17 protein-coding genes are annotated in these 21,879 nt (G+C 67.9%); 9 read left to right on the top strand and 8 right to left on the bottom strand.

Features of this window, described 5'->3' with window-relative positions; genetic code table 11:
- Positions 1-125 precede the first annotated feature (125 nt).
- The 6 genes from ABTZ59_RS10800 to eccCa form a co-directional block, all read right to left on the bottom strand.
- Positions 126-764 (bottom strand): hypothetical protein, encoded by a 639-nt coding sequence (locus ABTZ59_RS10800; protein WP_351393956.1) that lies wholly within the window; start codon positions 762-764, stop codon positions 126-128.
- Between the two features lie 227 nt (positions 765-991).
- Positions 992-1,552, bottom strand: coding sequence for a hypothetical protein (locus ABTZ59_RS10805; protein WP_351393959.1), 561 nt, complete (start codon positions 1,550-1,552; stop codon positions 992-994).
- Positions 1,553-1,660: 108 nt separating this feature from the next.
- Positions 1,661-3,940 (bottom strand): hypothetical protein, encoded by a 2,280-nt coding sequence (locus ABTZ59_RS10810; protein WP_503002567.1) that lies wholly within the window; start codon positions 3,938-3,940, stop codon positions 1,661-1,663.
- A gap of 56 nt (positions 3,941-3,996) precedes the next feature.
- Positions 3,997-4,491: a hypothetical protein gene (locus ABTZ59_RS10815; RefSeq protein ID WP_351393964.1), complete on the bottom strand. Its 495-nt coding sequence runs from the start codon at positions 4,489-4,491 to the stop codon at positions 3,997-3,999.
- A 287-nt stretch (positions 4,492-4,778) separates the two neighbouring features.
- On the bottom strand, positions 4,779-5,012 hold the full coding sequence (locus ABTZ59_RS10820) for a hypothetical protein (protein ID WP_351393967.1): 234 nt from the start codon (positions 5,010-5,012) through the stop codon (positions 4,779-4,781).
- The gene (eccCa, locus tag ABTZ59_RS10825) at positions 5,009-8,989 is read right to left on the bottom strand and encodes a type VII secretion protein EccCa (RefSeq protein WP_351393970.1); all 3,981 of its coding nucleotides are present in this window, start codon (positions 8,987-8,989) and stop codon (positions 5,009-5,011) included. Before eccCa ends, ABTZ59_RS10820 begins: the two co-directional genes overlap by 4 nt.
- Positions 8,990-9,413: 424 nt before the next feature.
- On the opposite strand from eccCa, the gene eccD reads away from it, so the two are divergent.
- The 6 genes from eccD (at position 9,414) to ABTZ59_RS10855 (ending at position 16,559) form a co-directional block, all read left to right on the top strand.
- Positions 9,414-10,922 carry a type VII secretion integral membrane protein EccD gene (eccD, locus tag ABTZ59_RS10830; RefSeq protein ID WP_351394026.1) on the top strand — a complete coding sequence of 503 codons (1,509 nt, stop codon included), beginning with the start codon at positions 9,414-9,416 and terminating at the stop codon, positions 10,920-10,922.
- Between the two features lie 154 nt (positions 10,923-11,076).
- A complete protein-coding gene (gene rpsO / locus ABTZ59_RS10835) occupies positions 11,077-11,367 on the top strand; it encodes a 30S ribosomal protein S15 (protein ID WP_030351649.1) in 291 nt (96 codons plus the stop codon).
- Between the two features lie 344 nt (positions 11,368-11,711).
- Positions 11,712-13,937 carry a polyribonucleotide nucleotidyltransferase gene (locus ABTZ59_RS10840; protein WP_351393974.1) on the top strand — a complete coding sequence of 742 codons (2,226 nt, stop codon included), beginning with the start codon at positions 11,712-11,714 and terminating at the stop codon, positions 13,935-13,937.
- Complete coding sequence (locus tag ABTZ59_RS10845) at positions 13,934-15,310, top strand: M16 family metallopeptidase (protein ID WP_351393977.1); 1,377 nt, start codon at positions 13,934-13,936, stop codon at positions 15,308-15,310. The genes ABTZ59_RS10840 and ABTZ59_RS10845 overlap by 4 nt, the downstream gene beginning before the upstream one ends.
- 39 nt (positions 15,311-15,349) lie before the next feature.
- Positions 15,350-16,102, top strand: coding sequence for a 4-hydroxy-tetrahydrodipicolinate reductase (dapB, locus tag ABTZ59_RS10850; protein WP_351393979.1), 753 nt, complete (start codon positions 15,350-15,352; stop codon positions 16,100-16,102).
- A gap of 4 nt (positions 16,103-16,106) precedes the next feature.
- Positions 16,107-16,559, top strand: a complete 453-nt coding sequence (locus tag ABTZ59_RS10855) for a tetratricopeptide repeat protein (protein ID WP_351393982.1) — start codon at positions 16,107-16,109, stop codon at positions 16,557-16,559.
- A 122-nt stretch (positions 16,560-16,681) separates the two neighbouring features.
- Here ABTZ59_RS10855 and ABTZ59_RS10860 read toward each other — a convergent pair whose 3' ends face one another.
- Positions 16,682-17,227: an SCO5741 family PH domain-containing membrane protein gene (locus ABTZ59_RS10860; protein ID WP_351393985.1), complete on the bottom strand. Its 546-nt coding sequence runs from the start codon at positions 17,225-17,227 to the stop codon at positions 16,682-16,684.
- Between the two features lie 96 nt (positions 17,228-17,323).
- Positions 17,324-17,563: a hypothetical protein gene (locus tag ABTZ59_RS10865; protein WP_351393988.1), complete on the bottom strand. Its 240-nt coding sequence runs from the start codon at positions 17,561-17,563 to the stop codon at positions 17,324-17,326.
- A gap of 212 nt (positions 17,564-17,775) precedes the next feature.
- Here ABTZ59_RS10865 and thyX point away from each other — a divergent pair, with 212 nt between their 5' ends.
- The 3 genes from thyX to ABTZ59_RS10880 all read left to right on the top strand — a co-directional run bounded on the left by thyX (position 17,776) and on the right by ABTZ59_RS10880 (position 21,459).
- Complete coding sequence (gene thyX, locus ABTZ59_RS10870; protein WP_249954193.1) at positions 17,776-18,513, top strand: FAD-dependent thymidylate synthase; 738 nt, start codon at positions 17,776-17,778, stop codon at positions 18,511-18,513.
- 199 nt (positions 18,514-18,712) lie between these two features.
- Positions 18,713-19,612, top strand: a complete 900-nt coding sequence (dapA, locus tag ABTZ59_RS10875; RefSeq protein ID WP_351393993.1) for a 4-hydroxy-tetrahydrodipicolinate synthase — start codon at positions 18,713-18,715, stop codon at positions 19,610-19,612.
- 161 nt (positions 19,613-19,773) lie between these two features.
- A complete protein-coding gene (locus tag ABTZ59_RS10880; RefSeq protein WP_351393996.1) occupies positions 19,774-21,459 on the top strand; it encodes a ribonuclease J in 1,686 nt (561 codons plus the stop codon).
- Positions 21,460-21,879: the final 420 nt, after the last annotated feature.

The raw sequence follows: 21,879 nt of genomic DNA on the forward strand, positions 1-21,879 counted from the left end.
CTGGCCTGTTCATGTGCGGCCGTCTCACGCTGAGCTCCAGGCGCCGAACTTGCCCTTCGGTGTCCTGCCGTCCTGCGTTTCCTGCGCGCGTGCAGCGAACACGGACGGGATCCGGCATCGCCCGCCTACTTCTGTGCCTCCTGCGCGCGTTCGGAGAAGGTGGTGGCGAACTCCGTGATCAAGGTGTCGGCCATGTCCATTGTGGGAGCGGCTTCTCCCGTGACCAGCAGGATGACGGTGCCGACGCGTACCTGAGCGATCATCCCCTTTGACCCTTCGTCCATGGCCGCGTTCAGTCCCTGCACGGCGTCTCGGCGCTCGCCGATCGCACCGAGGTCCAGCTTCCTCGCCTCGGGGGCCCTCTCCTTCCACGCCTCCCAAACCGATTCGTACGCCGATTCAGCGGACGCGGTGTCCTTGTACGCGTAGGCGAGGAACGACACAAGGGGTTTCCTGTCGGCCAGGAAGGCTGAAGCGCCGGTGAATTGAACGCTGTCGCAGGAGTTCCCGTCCTCTCCGTAGCATCGCGTCACACCCTTTGCCAGGGCCTCCTTGAGGGGATACGCCGTGGGAGCAATCGAAACCCGCCATCCGGGCATAGCCTTCGCGTCCGGCAGTATCGCCTGTGTCTCCTGCGCGTTGAGGGGTTTGCCGTCGCTCTCTCCCGCCTTCGATTCCGAGTTCCCGCCGCAGCCGGCGAGGAGGACCAGGGCAACACAAGCGGTGGCGACACGCCTGCCTCGACTGTCGGTCAGTTTTGACATAGGGGTGCCTTCTGGTCGATGTGACTGGATTGGATCGAGGGGTTCGAGACGCGGGGGACACCCGGTCGGCAGTCAGTCGAGCCGCGCGCATGCGGACGGACGCCACACGTGCGGCGATTGCGAAGCCCATACGCACGGTTGGGGCGCGGTGGAAGTTCAGGTTCTTCCCCCAGCGCTCAATGTCACGTGCTGGAAGGGCAGTTCACCAGGACGCCGCACAGGGCACTTCAGAGATCGACTTCACATTCACCCGCCGCGGGAGCGGCGGACGTGTACGCCTCGATCATCTTGAGCACCGCGGAAGCGTCCGCGGGGTCGCCGCCGACCCGTACGGTCGTGTAGAGGTCACCGTCGACGTCCTTGTCGATCGTGGACGAGTCCTCGCACCGCATCAGCCCGGCCCCGCCCTTGCCCGAATAGCTGTACCGCTTGTCGGCGGTGACCTTGTCACTGGGATCCGCGCCGATCGTCTTCGAGGCGATCTCCGCTACCGGGGTCCCGGCCTCGTACCACTCGACGGACGTCGACAGTGCGACCTTGTCGTCCACCGACACGTAGCAGCGCTTGACGCCACTGGCCGTCTGCGCGCGCTCAGAGACTTTCTCCCCGTCAGGAAGCAGAGGATCCAGCACGTCCGCCGACACGTCGACGCCGCACAGCGCCTTGGGGGTCTCGTACGGCTGTGCCGGCTCCGAGCACGCGGAGACGAGCAGGACGAACGAGAGGGCCCCCATGCCCACGGTGAGCCGACGGCATGCGGCGCGCGGGCGGTTCTCACGGCTTTTCATACGTTCCCTTGTCTTCCCTTGGTCTGAGTGGCGGTCAGCCGTAGTGGTGCCCACGGGGCACTGTCCGGTCGATCTTCGCGGGCCTGCGAAGATCGACCGGACAGGACCTTAGGTGGGAATCTCGGTCTCCAGATCGTCCGCCATCCTGCGCGCGGCCGTGGAAGCGTCGTTGAAGCCGTCCGTGGTGCCGATGCGAGTCCATTCCTGAATGCGCTCGGCGTCGGGGGAGTTGTGGGCCTTCGCGGCCGCTTCCCCGGCGACCCGGCTCATGTCGGTCTGGGCGTCTTTGCTGGCCTCCCAGCGCAGCCCCACGTCGTGGCCGACGTCCGAAAGATTATGGGGATCGGTGTCCTTGAAGAACTGTTCGAGAACGACCCCGGTCACCGTGCCCGCGGCGCCACCCACAGCCGCGCCCACGACGGGGCTGGCGATGAACGATGTACCGACACCGACACCGAGGCCGACAAGGCCGGAGATGGTGTTCTTCTTCTGATTCGTCGCGTGCTCGAAGTCGCCGTCGGCTGCCTTTGCCTCGCCGAGAACCGCTTCTTGACGGCCGATGGCGAGGGTTCCCTCGATCTCTCCCGACCTGCGGGCGATCTCTTTGATCGTTTCTTCCGTGGTGTGCGGATAGCGGCTGTCGGCGGGTAGATCGGGATTGAGGTGGTAGTCCATCAGGCCGGCCATGTACGCCTTCTGGCCGACCTCGATGGCGGCGTAGCCCTCCGGGTTCTGGCCCACTGTCGCCAGGAAGCGCGTCACATCCGTGTGCTGCATGTCCGCCGCCGAGCCGACGATCGGGAAGAGCTTCGGCACGCTGTCGTTGTTCGCGCCACCGTCCGCGGTGGCACGGTTGATGTCCGGCAAATACTCGGAGGCTATCTGGCCCACGCTGTCCGACATGTAGCCATGGTCCTTCAGACGGTTCGGATCCTCTGAGATCGAGGCGACCAGATTCTCCATGAGTTCCGCCTGCTCCGCGTTGTGCGGCGGAGTGTCGGCCGTCGGCAGCTCGCCCGCCGGGTGCCCCGTCGTGGCCGCTTCCAGGGCCAGGGCCAGGTTGTTCCGGCCCGAGATGCTGTCCTCGCCGTCCTTGTCACGCTCCGGCGGCCAGTCCCGCTCTTCGAAGAGGTAGTCGAAGTTGCTGAGACTGCGCTTGGCCATGTTGCCGTCGCCGTCTTTGTCCTGCTCGAAGTCGTGGTCCTCGTCCTTCGACAGGAACGGGTCGTTGAAGAAGTCCGTCGCGGCATCGGGACTGTTCGACAGCGCCTTCAGATAGCCGATCATGGGGTCCGAGCCGGAGTCCTCGCCGGTGCGGTTGAGGTTGGGATCCATTCCCATGTGGGTCCAGATCGTGGCCCCGTGGCGGCCGTTGCTGGTGGCCGCTTTCTCGGTCTCCATGAGTTCGGTGCCGTAGCTCTTGAGGAACTGGTCGTCGAAGTTGCCCCAGCGCATCAGGTTGCTCATGACCTGGAAACCCTGAGTGGCGCTGTTCTTGTGTAGGGGCTGGCTTCCGAGATCCGTCATCTCCCACTTCCACCGCTGCATTTCAGGCGTGTCCGCCTGGGTCGCGGTGGCGAGTGTGAGACTGAGGTTCTTCTGCAGATCGCCGAGCTCTTCGTGCCGGGCGGGGTACACGTCCCTGTTCTTGTTGGGATCAGTGACGCCCGCCCAGAACTCCAGTGTCCCCTTGGGGCCCAGCTGTTCGGCGAAACGCTCCGCGAAGAGTTCGTCGCCGGAGTACTTCTTCAGGCCCGCGTTGAGCGCGTCGAACTCCTTGACCGTCAGGTCTTCCGGATTCTTCTTCGCGATACGGGCCAGGTTCTCCGCTTCCTTGATCGCCTTGGCGGCCGCATCGCGGTCGGCGTACTTCTGACCCGAGAATCCGTAGTCGGTGAGATCGACGAGCGCCTTGAGCGATGTGGACGCCGTGCTGTCTATCTCCGTCGCGGTTTTGAGGATTCCCTCAAGCTCGTCCCGCAGGGCGTCGACGTCCTTCTGCCCGTTCGCGGGTGCGGGGTCGGGATTCGGGGTGACGGTGAAGCCGCTGCCCGTCGGCTTGACGGACATGTGGTTGCCCCGACCGCGCTCGATGGCTTCCTTGAGCAGCCGCTGCTGGGTCTTCAACTCGCCCTGGGTGTCACGAAGGATGTTGCGGATGGACTCGGCCTGGGTGTGGGCGTCGCCGAACTCCCCGGCGGTCTTGCCGATGAATTCTCGGGAGACCGTGGCGTTGTAGCCGGCCCAGTTCGCCTTGTTGGCCTTGCCGTGCAATCCGTCCTTCGCGTCTTTCTTCAGGTCGGCGAGCTTGCCGAGCATCTTCGTCCAGTCGTCGACGACGTCGTCGAGCGACTTGAAGTTGGCAGAATGAAGGGCCTCGAAATCCATGCGTCTCTCCCCGTTAGTCCCTCTGGTTCTTCCAGTCCCTCTCAGTCCGCCCAGCCCTACTCGTCCTTCTTCTTGTTCTCGCCGTAGACCTCGTTCTTCTTGCCCGGCGGCGCCCACGACTCGTCGAAGCCGGCGTCGAGGGTGGCGATGCTGCTCACATGGCGCTCGATAAAGATCTCGTCGCCCTGATGTGCCTTGTCCGTGAAGTCCATGTGGTTCGAGATGAGCGCGCAAGCGTCCATGAGAGTGCCGAGCTGCCGGTCCCAGCGCACCGATACATGACTCAGCGCACCGCCGAGCGCGAACCCCTGGCCTTTCAGGTCGGTCGCGGCGGTGTCGGTGCTGGTGACCCGCGCTTCCTCCCACAGCCGGTTGTACAGCTTGAACGCCTCGTCACCGATCGCCGCCAAGTCCTTCTGCGTCACCTTGAGATCGCCGGTCGGACTGCCCGCGTTGGGCCGGTCCTCCTCCGGGATCCCGTTGAGCCGCATCTGCGTCGGCTGGTTGGCCGCCGCCGAGGCCTTGAGCTGTTCCCACTCGTCCCATGCCATCTGTACATCTCCCCGTGTTCACTGCTGAATCGCCGCTTGATCGGATCGCGCCGTGCTCGGGTCGCGCCGTGCTCGGGTCGCGCCGTGCTCGGGTCGCGCCACGCTGGGATCCCTTCATGCCCGGACCGACCCGACGACCGGTCAAGCCATCAAGTCATCAAGCCACTCAACCCGTCAACGCGCCCCCGTTCACCCATGAGGACCGGCCGCACGGATGTCCGCACGAAAGCTCCACGCACACCCCACGCCCGCCCCACGCGCGCCCTGCGCAAACACCCCACGACAGCTCACGACGCCATCCCCGCCAGCCGGAACATCTCCACCGCCTGCCACCCGAGGAGCAGCGCCACCCCGATCAGCGCCAGCTTCCGCCCCCGGATCAGCCCGTCCGACGGCTCGTGCGCCTCCGGGTTCTCGAAGCGTCTCGCCTGGAAGCGCCACCACGCCTTGCGCTGGTCCACGAACGCCAGGCCCAGGAAAAGGACCGCGAAGAAGGCCGCGAAGACCCCCGCGCCGATCACCGCTCCTCCTGCGAGGGCATCAGTCCGGTCTGCACCAGCGGGTTCCCGCGGCGCCGCGAGACGAAGATTCCCCGTCCGACCGGCATCGGGCGCATCCTGACGTTGCCGAGCACGTCACCTTCCTGCGGGTCGCCGGAGAGCAGCACACCCTGTGCGCCCAGCTCCGTCATCCGCTGCATGAACGGCTCGTACGAGGCCCTGCTCGCGCCCGCCGCGTTGCGGGCGATGATGAAGCGGACGCCCACGTCGCGCGCGAAGGGGAGGAGTTCCGTCAGCTTCGCCAGGGGGTTGCCGCTCGACGTGGAGACCAGGTCGTAGTCGTCGACGACCACGTACACGTCCGGGCCGCGCCACCAGCTGCGGTCCCGCAGTTGCTGCGCCGTGACATCCGCGGACGGTGTGCGGCGCCGCATCAGATCGACCAGCGCGTCCACATGGTGCTCCATGTTGTTGGACATGGGGACGTACTCGGCCAGGTGAGTGGCCGGGGTGGCGTCCAGCAGGGCGCGCCGGTTGTCGATCACGAAGAGCTTGCACGAGTCGCCGTCGTACCGCTCGGTCAGCTGCTTGATGAGCAGTCGCAGGATGTTGGACTTGCCGGCCTCGCTCTCGCCGAACACCAGGAAGAACGGGTCCTGTTCGAAGTTGACGAAGACCGGTTCCAGGTTGTTCTCGTCGATGGCGAAGGCGACCCCGCGCTCCGGGTGGGCGAAGCCCGCCGGGAGGTCCGCCATCGGCAGTTCGCGCGGCAGCAGCCGTACGGCCGGGGCGCCCGGTGCGGTCCAGTGCCGGGAGACCTCCTGGGTCATCGCGGCCGTGGCCTCGGACAGATCGCTGTCGGAGTTGATCCCGTCGATCCTCGGGACCGCCGCCATGAAGTGCAGCTTCTCCGGTGTCAGACCGCGTCCCGGCACGCCCGTGGGGACATTGACCGCGGACTTGCGGTCCAGCTCGGAGTCCATGGTGTCACCGAGCCGCAGCTCCAGGCGGTTCATCAGATGGTCCTTGAGATTCGCCCGGACCTCCATCGAGCGCGAGGCCGTGAGGATCACATGGATGCCATAGCCGAGCCCGCGCGCCGCGATGTCCAGGACGGCCTGCTCCAGACCCTCGTAGTCCGAACGGAAGTTGCCCCAGCCGTCGATGACCAGGAACACATCACCCCACGGCTGGTCCGTCGGCGAGATGTCGCCGCGCGCCCGCAGCCTGCGGTAGGTGGCGATGGAGTCGATGCCCGCGCCGCGGAAGTACTCCTCGCGCCGCGACAGGATCCCGTACACCTCGGCGACCGCACGCCGCACCCGCTCCGGGTCGAGACGCGACGCGACCCCGCCGACATGCGGCAGGCCCGCGATCGACGACATACCGCCACCACCGAAGTCGAGTCCGTAGAACTGGACCTCCTGCGGCGTATGGGTCAGCGCGAACGCCGAGATGATCGTCCGCAGCAGCGTCGACTTGCCCGACTGGGGTCCACCGACGATCTGCATATGTCCCGCGGCCCCCGAGAAGTCCCGGTAGAGCGTGTCGCGGCGCTGCTCGTACGGCTTGTCGACCACACCGAGCGGTACGACGAGACGGCCCGCGCCCTCGAACCCGGGCTGCGTCAGCCCGCGTCCCTCCACCCCCGCGAGTCCCGGAAGCAGCTCGTCCAGCGCCGGCGGGTTGTCCAGCGGGGGCAGCCACACCTGGTGGGCCTCCGCGCCCCGGCCCTCCAGCCGCCGCACGATCACATCGAGTACGGAGTCGGCCAGCGCGTCGTCCTCACCCGAACGCGGCTCGGGCACGTCGGGCCGGGTGGTGCTCGGCTCGACGTACCGTACGGGCACCGGAGCCGCCGTGAACGCCACGGGCCTGCGGTCCACCGGGAGCGGCCCACCGGGGGCCGTCGCGCGCTGCTGGTTCGTGCGGTACACCCCGGAGACATAGGCGGCCTTGAACCGCACCATCTCGTCCGTACCGAACTTCAGATACCCGGAGCCGGGCACATTGGGCAGCTGGTAGGCATCGGGCACACCGATCGCCGCGCGGGACTCGGCCGCGGAGAACGTCCGCAGACCGATCCGGTAGGACAGATAGGTCTCCAGACCGCGCAGCCGACCTTCCTCCAGCCGCTGCGAGGCCAGCAGCAGATGGACGCCCAGCGACCGCCCGATGCGTCCGATCTGCACGAACATCTCGATGAAGTCCGGCATGGCGGTGAGGAGTTCGCTGAACTCGTCGATGACCAGCACGAGGGAGGGGATGGGCTGGAGCGGCGCGCCCGCGGCCCGTGCCTTCTCGTAGTCGTGGATGTTCGCGTAGTTGCCCGCGTCGCGCAGCATCTCCTGGCGACGGTTGAGCTCACCGCGGATGGAGTCGCCCATCCGGTCGACCAGCGTCAGATCGTCCGCGAGGTTGGTGATCACCGCGGCGACATGCGGCATCTGCGACATCCCGGCGAAGGTCGCGCCGCCCTTGAAGTCCGCGAGGACGAAGTTGAGGGTCTCGGAGGAGTGGGTGACGGCCAGGCCCAGTACGAGCGTACGCAGCAGCTCGGACTTGCCGGAGCCGGTCGCGCCCACACACAGGCCGTGCGGACCCATGCCCTCCTGCGCGGCCTCCTTCAGGTCCAGCATCACGGGTGTGCCGTCCTCGCCGACACCGATCGGGACCCGCAGCCGCTCGGCCTGCGAGCGTGGCCGCCAGGTGCGGGTGACGTCGACGGACGCCGCGTCGCCCAGATTCAGCAGATCGGTGAAGTCGAGGTTGGCGAGCAGCGGTTCGTCGTCGTCCCCGCCCGAGGCCACCGTGAGCGGCGCCAGCTGGCGGGCGAGCGCCTCGGCCGCCTCGGCGCTCAGCTGGTCGGGCGCGCCGTCGTACACCAGTCCGTGTCCCGACTCCAGTTGCAGCGAGTCGGGGTGTACGGCCACGGAGAGCCCGCCGCGCGCGCCGGTGACCTCACCAGGGACGACCTCGATGACCGTCACACCCTGGAGGCCCTCCGCCGCGGCGAGCGCCGACATGGCGGGTACCGACTGGCCGTCGAGTACGACGACGATGTGCGGCTGGTCGAGCAGCGGCTGACCGCCGGGCTGGAAGCGCGGACGACCCTCCAGACGGCTCGCGAGCAGCTCTTCCAGCTCCCGCGCGTCGGTGGTGATCAGACGCCTGCTGCCCGCGCCGTCCGTGCTGCCCGTGATCTGCACATGCGGAAGCCACTTCGCCCACTCCCACCGAGGGGCCGCTTCACGCCCGGCGGCGACGGCGATGACCAGGTCGTCGGGGGAGTGCAGCGAGGCGAGCGAGCAGACCATGGCGCGGGCCGTTGAGCGTACGCACTCCGGCTCACCGCTGACCGTCAGATGGTAGAAGGCACGCAGCGAGACGGCCATCGGCAGCCCGCCCAGCGTGCTGTGAGCGTTCAGGAACTGCTGCATCGCTCCCGCGGTGAGCGGTTCCAGATCGTCCACCGGCGCCGTCTCGGGCGCGATGAGCGGGGTCGCGAGCTGCTGGTTGCCCAGCCCGATGCGCACCTGCCCGAAGTCGACGTCGCCCACGCGCCGTTCCCACACCCGGCTGCCCTCGGCGACCAGCGCCCACAGCTGCTCGGGCGACGGATGGAGGTAGTACTGCGCGTCACGCTGGAGGCGCGCGGTGCGCAGTACCGCGCGCCTGGTCTGTGTCAGGTATTTGAGGTAATCGCGCCGCATGTCGGCGAGCTGGCCCTGGGTGCCGCGCCGGTAACGGACCAGCATCGCGATGGCCATGGCGACCGTCGACGCGATCATCACCATGCCCATGATCCGCATGATCGGGTTGGGGGTCATGAAGAAGAAGACGACCGAACCGCCCATGCCCAGCATCGGCAGCAGCTGCATCAGCGCGCCCTCCTGCTGTCCTCGCGGCAGCTCGGGCGGAGGTTGCACTTGCACCTGCTCGCCCGGTACTTCGGCAGGCAGGACCCGTGGTGGGCGCTTGACGACGATCTGGCTCACAGCTCACCAATTCCCTTGCCGGACGGAATGTTTCCTATCGGCGCCCCCGTGGCGACGGGTTCCATCCGCGGTCAGGGATCCTACTTGCGTGGCGGACGGAGGCTTGGCGGTAGGGTGGCGCGACGCGTTCGCGCATCCGTGAACTACTGCAAAAAACAGGGTGATTCGGGTCGTAGTGCGAGGCCCGGTATCAGCACGCGGCCCACGTTCCACACGATCCACTCACAGGATCCACTCACAGGATCCGCGCATCGGATTCACGCACAGGATCCGCGCATTGGATTCACGCACCGGATCCGCGCATTGGATTCACGCGTCGGATCCACGCGTGCGGACCATGTACACGATCCATGTACATGATCCGTCACAGGTACCCAGTGGGTACACGATCCATCAGAACCACAAGGGGGAGCAGCAGGTGAGTATGACGGCCCAGACGGCCCAAGCGGCGGCCGCCGGAACCGGTCACCCCGGTCCCGCGGCCCCGGCCGGCGGCGGGACCGGCTTCTGCCGGATCACGGTCGTCGCGCCGGACGGACGCGTCGATGTGGCACTGCCCGAGGACATCCCCGTCGCCGATCTCTACCCGGAGATCCTCAGGCTGTCGGGACAGAGCCCCGCGGAGGGCGCCCCGGTCGGGTACCACCTGGTACGCCGGGACGGCACCGTACTCGACAGCGCGCGCTCCCTGGCGGCCCAGCGCATCCTCGACGGCGAACTGCTCTCGATGAGGCCCTTCGCCGAGTCCCTGCCGCCGGCGGTCTTCGACGATGTCTCCGACGCCGTCGCCACCGCCGTGGCCCGGGACAGCACGCTCTGGACCGACGGTCTGATGCGTGGCGCCGGGCTCTTCGGCGGCTCGGTCCTGCTGGTCCTGCTCTCCTTCGTGCTGTGGACCGCCGACCCCCGCCACGACATGCACGGCCTGCCCGGCATCCTCGCCGCCATCACGGCCGTCCTGCTGCTCGCGCTCGCCGGCGTACGGGCCCGGGTCTACGACGACCGGGGCTCGTCCATCGCACTGGGCATCGGATCACTGGCGAACGCGGGTGTCGCCGGTTCCGGGCTGCTGTCCCTCGCACAGGGCCAGGGCACCGGCAGGCTACAGTTCCTGCTCGCCTGCGCGGCCGTGCTCGTCGCCGCGGTGATCCTGATGATCGTCACACCGAGCGGGGACGGTGCCTTCGTCGCGTTCGTGTTCGCCGCCGCCGTCGGCCTGCTGGTGACCTTCGCCGCGATCATGACCGAGATGACCCCGGTCGAGAGCGCCTCGGTCTGTGCCCCGCTCGCTGTCGGGGCCCTGGCGTTCCTGCCCGGCCTCTCCACCCGCTTCGCCCGGCTCCCCATCGGCTTCGAGCCGCCCCGTTCGTCCGTCGGCGACTACGGCGCCGACCCCGTACCCCAGGGCCCGGTCGACGCGGAACGCATCGCGGCCCAGGCCCGCCGGGGTCATGAACTGCTGGTCGGACTGGTCGGCGGCTGCGCGCTGGTGGCCGTGGGCGCCACCGCGGTGCTCGGCTTCTCCGACAATGTCTGGGGACAGCTGCTCGCGCTCGCCACCGGCATCGCCATGCTGATGCGCGCCCATCTCTTCCGTTACACCGCCCAGGTCGGCTGCGCCCTGGCCGCGGGCCTCGGCGCCCTGGCGCTGCTGGTGCTCGGGCTCTGCCTCAACCCGCCGTCGAATCTGATGTACGAGGCCCTGCGCGGTGACGGCACGGCGCTCGACATCCGTACGGTCTGGCTCACCACCGCGGTCGCGGCCGTCGCCGCCCTGATCACCGCCATCGGCCTGATCGTGCCGAGCAAGGGGGTGACCCCCTTCTGGGGCCGCTTCCTGGAGATCGCGGAGGCCTTCGTCCTGCTGACGCTCGTACCGCTCTGTCTGGCGGTCTTCGACGTCTACCACTCCATCCGGGCGCTGACCTCCTGAACGGGCTGGTACGCTACGTAGCGGCCGTTTGTGTACGCGTTCCGGGACCGTCCGGAACAGCGCCCAACGGATCCCCGCCTCCCGAGTAACGGAAGCTCCCCAGAGAATTCGACCTGGGGCACTCGGTGGCCATGAAGACCCACGAGGAGTACGCGTGTCGCTCGACGCCGCTACGAAGAAGCAGATCATGACCGAGTTCGGCACCAAGGAAGGTGACACCGGCTCCCCCGAGGTCCAGGTCGCCATGCTGTCGCGCCGGATCTCGGACCTCACCGAGCACCTCAAGACCCACAAGCACGACCACCACTCCCGTCGTGGTCTGCTCATCCTGGTCGGTCAGCGCCGCCGGCTGCTGCAGTACCTGGCCAAGAAGGACATCCAGCGCTTCCGTACGCTGGTCGACCGCCTGGGCATCCGCCGCGGTGCGGCCGGCGGTGCCAAGTAAGACACCGTGAAGGGAGCGGTTCCCACTTCCAGGGGGCCGCTCCTTTCGCGTATGTGCGTACGTACGGGAGGGCTGACCGCCCCCGTACCGGGCCCACGAGCGCCCCGCCCGGGACAACCGGAATGTCATCCCGCGGCGAAGCTCAGTAATCTGGTCGCACGAGCACAACTGAAGAGGAGGAGCGAACTCCGCCGCCGCCGGTCCTCGGTAGTGGCTCCCGGACGGAGCGCGGCCCATGCCGCGGCCCCGGGTGCTTCGATCGAAGACCGGCCCGCACCGAGGAGCGCTTCTCCGCCACGTCCCCTGCCACACGGGCACCGGACGAACACGAGGAGAAAGCACTAGTGGAGAACGAGACCCACTACGCCGAGGCCGTTATCGACAACGGAACCTTCGGCACCCGCACCATCCGCTTCGAGACGGGACGGCTCGCCAAGCAGGCCGCCGGTTCCGCCGTGGCCTACCTGGACGACGACACCATGGTGCTGTCGGCCACCACCGCTTCCAAGAAGCCCAAGGACCAGCTCGACTTCTTCCCCCTGACGGTGGATGTCGAGGAGCGGATGTACGCGGCCGGCAAGATCCCCGGCTCCTTCTTCCGCCGGGAGGGCCGGCCGTCCGAGGACGCGATCCTCACCTGCCGCCTGATCGACCGCCCGCTGCGCCCGTCCTTCAAGAAGGGCCTGCGCAACGAGATCCAGATCGTCGAGACGATCATGGCGCTCAACCCCGACCACCTGTACGACGTGGTCGCCATCAACGCCGCCTCCTGCTCCACGCAGCTGGCCGGCCTGCCCTTCTCCGGCCCGGTCGGCGGCACGCGTGTCGCCCTGATCAAGGGCCAGTGGGTCGCCTTCCCGACCCACACCGAGCTGGAGGACGCCGTCTTCGACATGGTCGTCGCCGGCCGTGTCCTGGACGACGGCGATGTCGCGATCATGATGGTCGAGGCGGAAGCCACCGAGAAGACGATCCAGCTCGTCAAGGACGGCGCCGAGGCTCCCACCGAGGAGATCGTCGCCGCTGGTCTGGAAGCCGCGAAGCCCTTCATCAAGGCGCTGTGCAAGGCCCAGTCCGACCTCGCCGCCAAGGCCGCCAAGCCCACCGGCGAGTTCCAGGTCTTCCTCGACTACCAGGACGACGTCCTGGAGGCCCTGACCGCCGCCGTCAAGAGCGAGCTGTCCCAGGCGCTCACCATCGCCGGCAAGCAGGACCGCGAGGCCGAGCTCGACCGCGTCAAGGAGCTCGCCGCCGAGAAGCTGCTCCCGCAGTTCGAAGGCCGCGAGAAGGAGATCTCCGGCGCCTACCGCGCGCTGACCAAGTCCCTGGTGCGCGAGCGCGTCATCAAGGACAAGGTCCGTATCGACGGCCGCGGCGTCACGGACATCCGTACGCTCGCCGCCGAGGTCGAGGCCATCCCGCGGGTGCACGGCTCGGCGCTCTTCGAGCGCGGCGAGACCCAGATCCTGGGCGTCACCACCCTCAACATGCTCCGCATGGAGCAGCAGCTGGACACCCTCTCCCCGGTGACCCGCAAGCGCTACATGCACAACTACAACTTCCCGCCCTACTCCGTCGGTGAGACCGGCCGCGTCGGCTCCCCGAAGCGCCGCGAGATCGGCCATGGCGCGCTCGCCGAGCGCGCGATCATGCCGGTGCTGCCGACGCGCGAGGAGTTCCCGTACGCGATCCGCCAGGTCTCCGAGGCGCTGGGCTCCAACGGCTCGACGTCCATGGGCTCGGTCTGCGCCTCCACCATGTCGCTGCTGAACGCCGGTGTGCCGCTCAAGGCCCCCGTCGCCGGTATCGCCATGGGTCTGATCTCGCAGGAGATCGACGGCAAGACGCACTACGTCGCCCTCACCGACATCCTCGGTGCGGAGGACGCCTACGGCGACATGGACTTCAAGGTCGCCGGTACGAAGACCTTCGTCACCGCGCTCCAGCTCGACACCAAGCTCGACGGCATCCCCGCCTCGGTCCTGGCCGCCGCGCTGAAGCAGGCCCGCGACGCCCGCCTCCACATCCTCGATGTGATGAACGAGGCCATCGACGTCCCGGACGAGATGTCCCCGAACGCCCCGCGGATCATCACCGTCAAGATCCCGGTGGACAAGATCGGTGAGGTCATCGGCCCCAAGGGCAAGATGATCAACCAGATCCAGGAGGACACCGGCGCCGACATCACGATCGAGGACGACGGCACGATCTACATCGGTGCCGCCGACGGACCGGCCGCCGAGGCCGCCCGCGCCACGATCAACGGCATCGCCAACCCGACCATGCCGGAGGTCGGCGAGCGCTACCTGGGCACGGTCGTCAAGACCACCACCTTCGGTGCGTTCGTGTCGCTGCTCCCGGGCAAGGACGGTCTGCTGCACATCTCGCAGATCCGCAAGCTCGCCGGCGGCAAGCGCGTGGAGAACGTCGAGGACGTCCTCGGCGTGGGCCAGAAGGTCCAGGTCGAGATCGCCGAGATCGACCAGCGCGGCAAGCTCTCCCTGATCCCCGTCATCGAGGGTGAAGAGGCCGGAGAGTCCGAAGAGGCGAAGGACGAAGCCGCGAAGTGACAGCCAGCACCAGGGCGACGGCCCGCACCTCCTCGGAGGCGCGGGCCGTCGCCCGTACCCAAACCCTGCTCAAGGGCGAGAACGGCATCGGTACGGTCCGGCGTACGACCCTCCCCGGCGGCCTGCGCGTCGTCACCGAAACCCTCCCGTCGGTACGGTCCGCGACCTTCGGGATCTGGGCCCAGGTCGGTTCCCGCGACGAGACCCCGGCGCTCAACGGCGCCACGCACTATCTGGAGCACCTCCTCTTCAAGGGCACGAGCCGGCGCAGCGCCCTCGACATCTCCTCCGCCATCGACGCGGTCGGCGGCGAGATGAACGCCTTCACGGCGAAGGAGTACACCTGCTACTACGCGCGGGTCCTCGACACGGATCTGCCGCTGGCCATCGATGTCGTCTGCGACATGCTCACCGGCTCGCTCATCGAGGCCACCGACGTCGACGCCGAGCGCGGGGTGATCCTCGAAGAGATCGCCATGACCGAGGACGACCCGGGCGACTGCGTACACGACCTGTTCGCGAAGACCATGTTCGGTGACTCCCCCCTCGGCCGGCCGGTGCTCGGTACCGTCGACACCATCAATGACCTCGACCGCGACCGGATCGCGCGCTTCTACAAGAAGCACTACGACCCGACGCGTCTCATCGTCGCCGCCGCGGGCAACATCGACCACGCCACGGTGGTACGGCAGGTCCGCAAGGCGTTCGAGAAGGCCGGCGCCCTGTCCCGTACGGACGCCGTGCCCCTGGCGCCCCGCGACGGCAGCCGCTCCGTGCGCACCGCGGGCCGGGTCGACCTGCTGAAGCGCAAGACCGAGCAGGCCCATGTCGTGCTCGGCATGCCGGGCCTGGCGCGCACCGACGAGCGCCGCTGGGCCCTCGGCGTCCTGAACACCGCCCTCGGCGGCGGGATGAGCTCACGGCTCTTCCAGGAGGTACGGGAGAAGCGCGGGCTCGCCTACAGCGTCTACTCGTACACCTCGGGCTTCGCCGACTGCGGTCTCTTCGGGGTCTACGCGGGCTGCCGGCCCAGCCAGGTCCACGACGTCCTGAAGATCTGCCGCGACGAGCTCGACCGGGCCGCCGAGGAAGGGCTCAGCGACGAGGAGATCGGCCGTGCCATCGGCCAGCTCTCCGGCTCCACCGTCCTCGGTCTGGAGGACACCGGCGCGCTGATGAACCGGATCGGCAAGAGCGAGCTGTGCTGGGGCGCCCAGATGTCCGTGGACGACATGCTGGGGCGGATATCCGCCGTCACCCCCGACGACGTACGCGCGGTCGCCCGCGACGTACTGGGACACCGTCCCTCGCTGTCCGTCATCGGACCCCTCAAGGACAAGCAGGCGGACCGCCTCGACGACGTGGTCTCCTGACCGACCGGGCCGCACCCCGACGCTGAAGGAAGCAGAGCAATGAGCAAGCTGCGCGTGGCCGTTCTCGGAGCCAGGGGCCGGATCGGCGCCGAGGCGGTACGGGCCGTCGAGGCCGCCGACGACCTGGAACTGGTCGGGGCCCTCGGCCGGGGCGACAAGCTGGAGAGCCTGGTGGAGAGCGGCGCCCAGGTCGCCGTGGAACTCACCACCCCGGCGTCGGTGATGGGCAACCTCGACTTCTGTGTACGGCATGGAATCCACGCGGTCGTCGGCACCACGGGCTGGACCGAGGAGCGGCTCGCGCAGCTGAACACCTCGCTGGCCGCCTCCCCGGAGACGGGCGTGCTGATCGCGCCGAACTTCTCCATCGGCGCCGTCCTCACCATGAAGTTCGCCGAGACGGCGGCCCGCTACTTCGAGTCGGTCGAGATCGTCGAGCTGCACCACCCGAACAAGGTCGACGCGCCCTCCGGCACCGCCGTGCGTACGGCCCAGCTGATCGCCGCGGCCCGTGCGGCGGCGGGCAGCGCCCCCCAGCCCGATGCCACGGTCACGGCGCTGGACGGCGCGCGTGGCGCCGATGTCGACGGGGTGCCGGTGCACTCCGTACGGCTGCGCGGCCTCCTCGCCCACCAGGAGGTCATCCTCGGTGGCGAGGGCGAGACCCTCACCGTGCGGCACGACTCCCTGCACCACAGCAGCTTCATGCCGGGCATCCTGCTCGGAGTACGGCGCGTGGTCTCCGCCCCCGGCCTCACCTTCGGCCTCGAACACTTCCTCGACCTGAGCTGACCCCATGCGTGCGAAGATCACCTACTGCGTCACGGCCGCCGTTCTGGTCGTCTACTTCGTCCTCGTCGGCAGCCGGGGCCTGCTGCTGATCGAGCAGGGCACGGCGCTCACCATCACCTTCGGTATCGCCGTGCTGGTCCTGCCGCTCATCGGTATCTGGTTCCTCTGGAAGAACACCCAGTTCGTCGCCCGGGCCAACCGGCTCGCGGCGGAGCTCGACGCCGAGGGCGGCCTGCCGGTCGACACACTGGTCCGTACGGCCGGCGGCCGGATCGACCGGGACTCCGCGGACGCGGTCTTCGCCGAGCGCCGCGCCGAGACCGAGGACTCGCCCGACGACTGGCGCTGCTGGTTCCGGCTCGCGATCGCCTACCACGACGCCCGGGACACCCCCCGCGCCCGCAAAGCCATGCAGCGGGCCATCGCACTCCGTGACGGCAAACCCGTACGGGCCTGACCCCTGGACGAGCAGGTCCGAAGTCCCGTCCAGGAGTCCAGGACGAGCGGGCACAGCGGAGCGGGGCCCGGCCTGCCATGGCCGGACCCCGCTCGAACCGCTCTCCCGCCCGTACGGCGGCGTCAGACGCCGCGGTACTCGTCGCCCCAGGCCTCCACGGTGTCGGCGGCCCGGTCGAACGCCTCACCACGCGACAGAAAGTCCGCGTTGTGGTCGGTGAGCAGCTGAATCGGCTCACCCTGTCGGCGTGTGACGACGAGCGCCTGCCCCTGGACAGTGCGTGGCAGCCCGAGCCAGCGCACCGGCTGCTGGACGGTGCGTACGGCCGTGATCTGGTTCCAGGGCACGGTCTTCGTCAGCGGCAGCCCCACCCGGCGTACGCCGTGGCGGCTCACCCACGCGCCCATGCGCAGCAGACGCAGGGCGACGGCGATTCCCACCGCGGCGACCACCAAACAGACGGTCGCACCCGAGAGAGCGCCCGCGAACGCGATGATCATCGCCGCGAGCAGAACGAAGGAGGCGAGCAGCAGAAGCAGCGCCGCCGCCACCACGCGCCAGGGGCCTGGGCGGTACGGACGCCGCCAATGATCATGATCGTCGAAGGGCAGGGCGACGTCATCGGTCGCGTCAAAAGCCCGGTCGGCCGTCAAGAAGGGCAGGGGCACGACTGATCCTCACTCACAAGCACGCTCGATTGCTATGCCCGGTGAGGCTACCGATCACCGACCCGACCGGACCACCCCAGGGGGTCCGGTCGGGTCTCAGCGGCCCTGTGAGGCCTCGGACTGCTGCGCATGCCCGGACGACTGATTCGTCTCCAGGGACGGGAGCCCGAAGAGCAGCGCGCCGGTGAATCCGGCGACGACGGTCAGCCCGATCAGCGTACGGCTGACGAGCTCGGATGTGCTGGCCCGCTGTTTGGGCGGGGGCGTGACGTTACTGCGGAAGCTGTCGGCCTCGGCGACGAATGCGAACGGGACGGCCTCTCGCCGGCGGAACATGGAGGGACTCTCCTTGCGATCTTGTGATGGAACGACGCTGGTGTGCCGGCTGATGCTCAGCCGCTACTGAGTGAGACGAACAATCGCGCCATTCGGTGCCCGAATTCCCCGAATTGACCAATGAACGTGGTGGAAGGCGGCCCGTCCATCGCTGTCAGTGGCGAGCCGTAGAGTGGGCGCCGCCCGTGCGACGCGAATGGAAGGACCCGCCGGTGAGCGACACCCCCACCGAGACCAAACCGAGCTTCCGCAGCGATGTCACCGTCGAGCTGGTCAAGCACGCCGCCGGAGACTCCGATGTGCTGTGGGCCGCGCGCGTCTCCACCGCGGGCGAGCAGTCCCTGGAAGAGCTCTCGAAGGACCCCGAGCGGTCGAAGGGGCTCATCAATTTCCTGATGCGGGACCGCCATGGCAGCCCCTTCGAGCACAACTCGATGACCTTCTTCATCAGCGCCCCGATCTTCGTCTTCCGCGAGTTCATGCGGCACCGCGTGGGCTGGTCGTACAACGAGGAGTCCGGCCGCTACCGCGAGCTCCAGCCGGTCTTCTACGTGCCCGACGCGTCGCGGAAGCTCGTCCAGGAGGGCCGTCCGGGGAAGTACGTGTTCGTCGACGGCACCCGCGAGCAGCGGGAGCTGACCAGCGGCGTCATGGAGGACTCCTACGTACGGGCGTACGAGGCATACCAGGAGATGCTGGCGGCGGGGGTGGCCCGCGAGGTGGCCCGCGCCGTGCTGCCCGTCGGGCTCTTCTCGTCGATGTACGCCACCTGCAACGCACGCTCGCTGATGCACTTCCTCGGCCTGCGCACCCAGCACGAACAGGCGAAGACCCCGTCTTTCCCCCAGCGGGAGATCGAGATGGTCGGAGAGCGGATGGAGCAGCACTGGGCGAAGCTCATGCCGCTGACCCATGCGGCCTTCAACGCGAACGGCCGGGTCGCGCCCTAGGGCGCCCTCCGGGCGTGTCCGGAGCACAGATGCGCGGTCGGCCGAGTGAAGTGTCCGGATTGCGGCGTTTCGAGAACTTCATCTAGGCTGATCAAACGGACCCGGCACTGCTTGAACCCCCGAGCAGGCAGTGCCGGGCTCCTCCTGTCCCGTCCCCCAAAGGGACACGGTGAGCTGAGCAGCGAGTAGCGTGTTACCCATGGCTCCGATCTCCACTCCGCAGACCCCCTTCGGGCGGGTCCTCACCGCGATGGTCACGCCCTTCACGACGGACGGCGCACTCGACCTCGACGGTGCCCAGCGACTCGCCCTCCACCTCGTGGACGCGGGCAACGACGGGCTGGTCCTGAACGGCACCACCGGTGAGTCGCCGACCACCAGTGACGCGGAGAAAGAGCAGCTGGTACGGGCCGTCCTGGAGGCCGTCGGAGACCGGGCCCATATCGTCGCCGGCGTCGGCACCAACGACACCCGGCACAGCCTGGAGCTGGCCCGCACGGCCGAACGCGCCGGAGCGCACGGACTGCTCGCGGTGACCCCGTACTACAACAAGCCGCCGCAGGAAGGCCTTTTCCGGCACTTCTCCGCCATCGCGGACGCGACAGAGCTGCCGGTCATGCTCTACGACATCCCGGGCCGCAGCGGCGTCCCCATCGACACCGAGACGATCGTCCGGCTCGCCCAGCACCCGCGCATCGTCGCCAACAAGGACGCCAAGGGCGACCTCGGCCGCGCCAGCTGGGCCATCGCCCAGTCCGGCCTCGCCTGGTACTCCGGCGACGACATGCTCAACCTCCCGCTCCTCTCGGTCGGCGCGGTCGGTTTCGTCTCCGTGGTCGGCCATGTGGTCACGCCCGAGCTGCGTGAACTCCTCGACGCCTACCTCACCGGTGACGTCCAGAAGGCCACCGAGATCCACCAGAAGCTGCTCCCGGTCTTCACCGGCATGTTCCGAACCCAGGGCGTCATCACCACCAAGGCCGCGCTCACCCTGCAAAAGCTGCCGGCCGGCCCGCTGCGCCTCCCGCTCGTCGAGCTGTCGGACCATGAAACCGCTCAGCTCAAGATCGATCTGGCGGCCGGCGGGGTACAGCTCTAATCACAGACTTCACAACTGAATACGCGAAGACATGATCCATCGACACAAACCGACATGTCGGTCCACACCGACAGCGGTCCACACAGACAACAGCAAGTGCACGAATGTCATGCGCGCCACGTGCCCCCGCGGCACGTGGCGCGTGTGGTGAGGAGAGTCTTTTGAGTCATCCGCATCCTGAACTCGGCGCGCCGCCGAAGCTGCCCAAGAACGGCCTGCGTGTCACCCCGCTCGGAGGTCTGGGCGAGATCGGCCGCAACATGACGGTCTTCGAGTACAACGGCCGTCTGCTCATCGTCGACTGCGGCGTCCTCTTCCCCGAGGAGGAGCAGCCCGGTATCGACCTGATCCTGCCGGACTTCACCACCATCCGGGACCGCCTCGACGACATCGACGGGGTCGTGCTCACGCACGGCCACGAAGACCACATCGGTGGTGTCCCGTTCCTGCTCCGGCTGAAGCCGGACATCCCGCTGATCGGCTCCAAGCTGACCCTCGCGCTGATCGAGGCGAAGCTCCAGGAGCATCGCATCCGCCCGTACACCCTTGAGGTCACCGAGGGTCACCGCGAGCGCATCGGCCCGTTCGACTGCGAGTTCGTCGCGGTGAACCACTCCATCCCGGACGCCCTGGCCGTCGCCATCCGCACACCCGCGGGCATGGCGGTGCACACCGGCGACTTCAAGATGGACCAGCTCCCGCTGGACCGCCGACTCACCGACCTGCCCACCTTCGCCAAGCTCGGCGAGGAGGGCATCGACCTGTTGCTCTCGGACTCCACCAACGCGGAGGTCCCGGGCTTCGTCCCGCCCGAGCGCGACATCTCGAACGTCCTGCGACAGGTCTTCGGGAGCGCGCAGAAGCGGATCATCGTGGCGAGCTTCGCCAGCCATGTGCACCGTATCCAGCAGATCCTCGACGCCGCCGACGAGTACGGGCGCAGGGTCGCCTTCGTCGGCCGGTCGATGGTCCGCAACATGGGCATCGCCCGAGACCTGGGCTATCTCAGGGTCCCGGCCGGTCTGGTCGTCGACGTCAAGACACTCGATGACCTTCCCGACCACGAGGTCGTCCTGGTCTGCACGGGCTCTCAGGGCGAGCCGATGGCCGCGCTCTCGCGCATGGCCAACCGCGATCACCAGATCCGGATCGTCCAGGGCGACACGGTCATCCTGGCGTCGTCCCTCATCCCGGGCAACGAGAACGCGGTCTATCGCGTGATCAACGGCCTGACCCGATGGGGCGCGAACGTCGTCCACAAGGGCAACGCCAAGGTCCATGTCTCGGGCCATGCCTCGGCCGGCGAGCTCCTGTACTTCTACAACATCTGCAAGCCCAAGAACCTGATGCCGGTCCACGGCGAATGGCGCCATCTGCGTGCCAACGCCGAACTGGGCGCGCTGACCGGGGTCCCCAAGGACCACATCGTCATCGCGGAGGACGGCGTGGTGGTCGACCTGGTCGACGGCAGGGCCAGGATCGTGGGCAAGGTCCAGGCCGGTTACGTGTACGTGGACGGTCTGTCGGTCGGCGATGTCACCGAGACCTCCCTCAAGGACCGCCGCATCCTCGGCGACGAGGGCATCATCTCGGTCTTCGTGGTGGTCGACTCCACCACGGGCAAGGTCGTCGGCGGCCCGCACTTCCAGGCCCGGGGCTCGGGTATCGAGGACGCCGCGTTCTCCGCCGTACTGCCCAAGGTCGAAGAGGCCATCGGCAAGGCGGCCTCGGACGGTGTCGCGGAACCGCACCAACTCCAGCAGCTCGTGCGCCGCACGGTGGGCAAGTGGGTCTCGGACACGTACCGCAGGCGCCCGATGATCCTGCCCGTGGTGGTCGAGGTCTGACGTATCAGGCGTATCTGACGCATCGTCCGATGCGTCACCTGGAGCGGGGGGCCCGATTTGCTTCGAGGCCCCCCGCTCCAGTACGTTTACGGCTCCACCTCGACGGGAACCCGGGTTAATCATATGCCTGGAGCCTTCCGAAGCGGGGTGGGAATCCGACTCGAATCACTCTGATAAAGTCGGAATCGCTGGAAAGGGAAACGCGAAAGCGGGAACCTGGAAAGCGGCCCCGCTCCGACGGGGAATCGGACACGAAAGAGTCTGATAGAGTCGGAAACGCAAGACCGAAGGGAAAAGCCCGGAGGAAAGCCCGAGAGGGTGAGTACAAAGGAAGCGTCCGTTCCTTGAGAACTCAACAGCGTGCCAAAAGTCAACGCCAGATATGTTGATACCCCGACCTGCCGGATGACCGGTGGGTTG

It is taken from the genome of Streptomyces sp. NPDC094034, from assembly GCF_040303865.1.
Lineage (GTDB): Bacteria > Actinomycetota > Actinomycetes > Streptomycetales > Streptomycetaceae > Streptomyces.

What these genes read in the sequence shown, in the direction of transcription:
- ABTZ59_RS10800 (WP_351393956.1), bottom strand. Translation starts at nt 764, where the DNA reads ATGTCAAAACTGACCGACAGTCGAGGCAGGCGTGTCGCCACCGCTTGT.
- ABTZ59_RS10805 (WP_351393959.1), bottom strand. Translation starts at nt 1,552, where the DNA reads ATGAAAAGCCGTGAGAACCGCCCGCGCGCCGCATGCCGTCGGCTCACC.
- ABTZ59_RS10810 (WP_503002567.1), bottom strand. Translation starts at nt 3,940, where the DNA reads ATGGATTTCGAGGCCCTTCATTCTGCCAACTTCAAGTCGCTCGACGAC.
- ABTZ59_RS10815 (WP_351393964.1), bottom strand. Translation starts at nt 4,491, where the DNA reads ATGGCATGGGACGAGTGGGAACAGCTCAAGGCCTCGGCGGCGGCCAAC.
- eccD (WP_351394026.1), top strand. Translation starts at nt 9,414, where the DNA reads ATGACGGCCCAGACGGCCCAAGCGGCGGCCGCCGGAACCGGTCACCCC.
- dapB (WP_351393979.1), top strand. Translation starts at nt 15,350, where the DNA reads ATGAGCAAGCTGCGCGTGGCCGTTCTCGGAGCCAGGGGCCGGATCGGC.
- ABTZ59_RS10855 (WP_351393982.1), top strand. Translation starts at nt 16,107, where the DNA reads ATGCGTGCGAAGATCACCTACTGCGTCACGGCCGCCGTTCTGGTCGTC.
- ABTZ59_RS10865 (WP_351393988.1), bottom strand. Translation starts at nt 17,563, where the DNA reads ATGTTCCGCCGGCGAGAGGCCGTCCCGTTCGCATTCGTCGCCGAGGCC.
- dapA (WP_351393993.1), top strand. Translation starts at nt 18,713, where the DNA reads ATGGCTCCGATCTCCACTCCGCAGACCCCCTTCGGGCGGGTCCTCACC.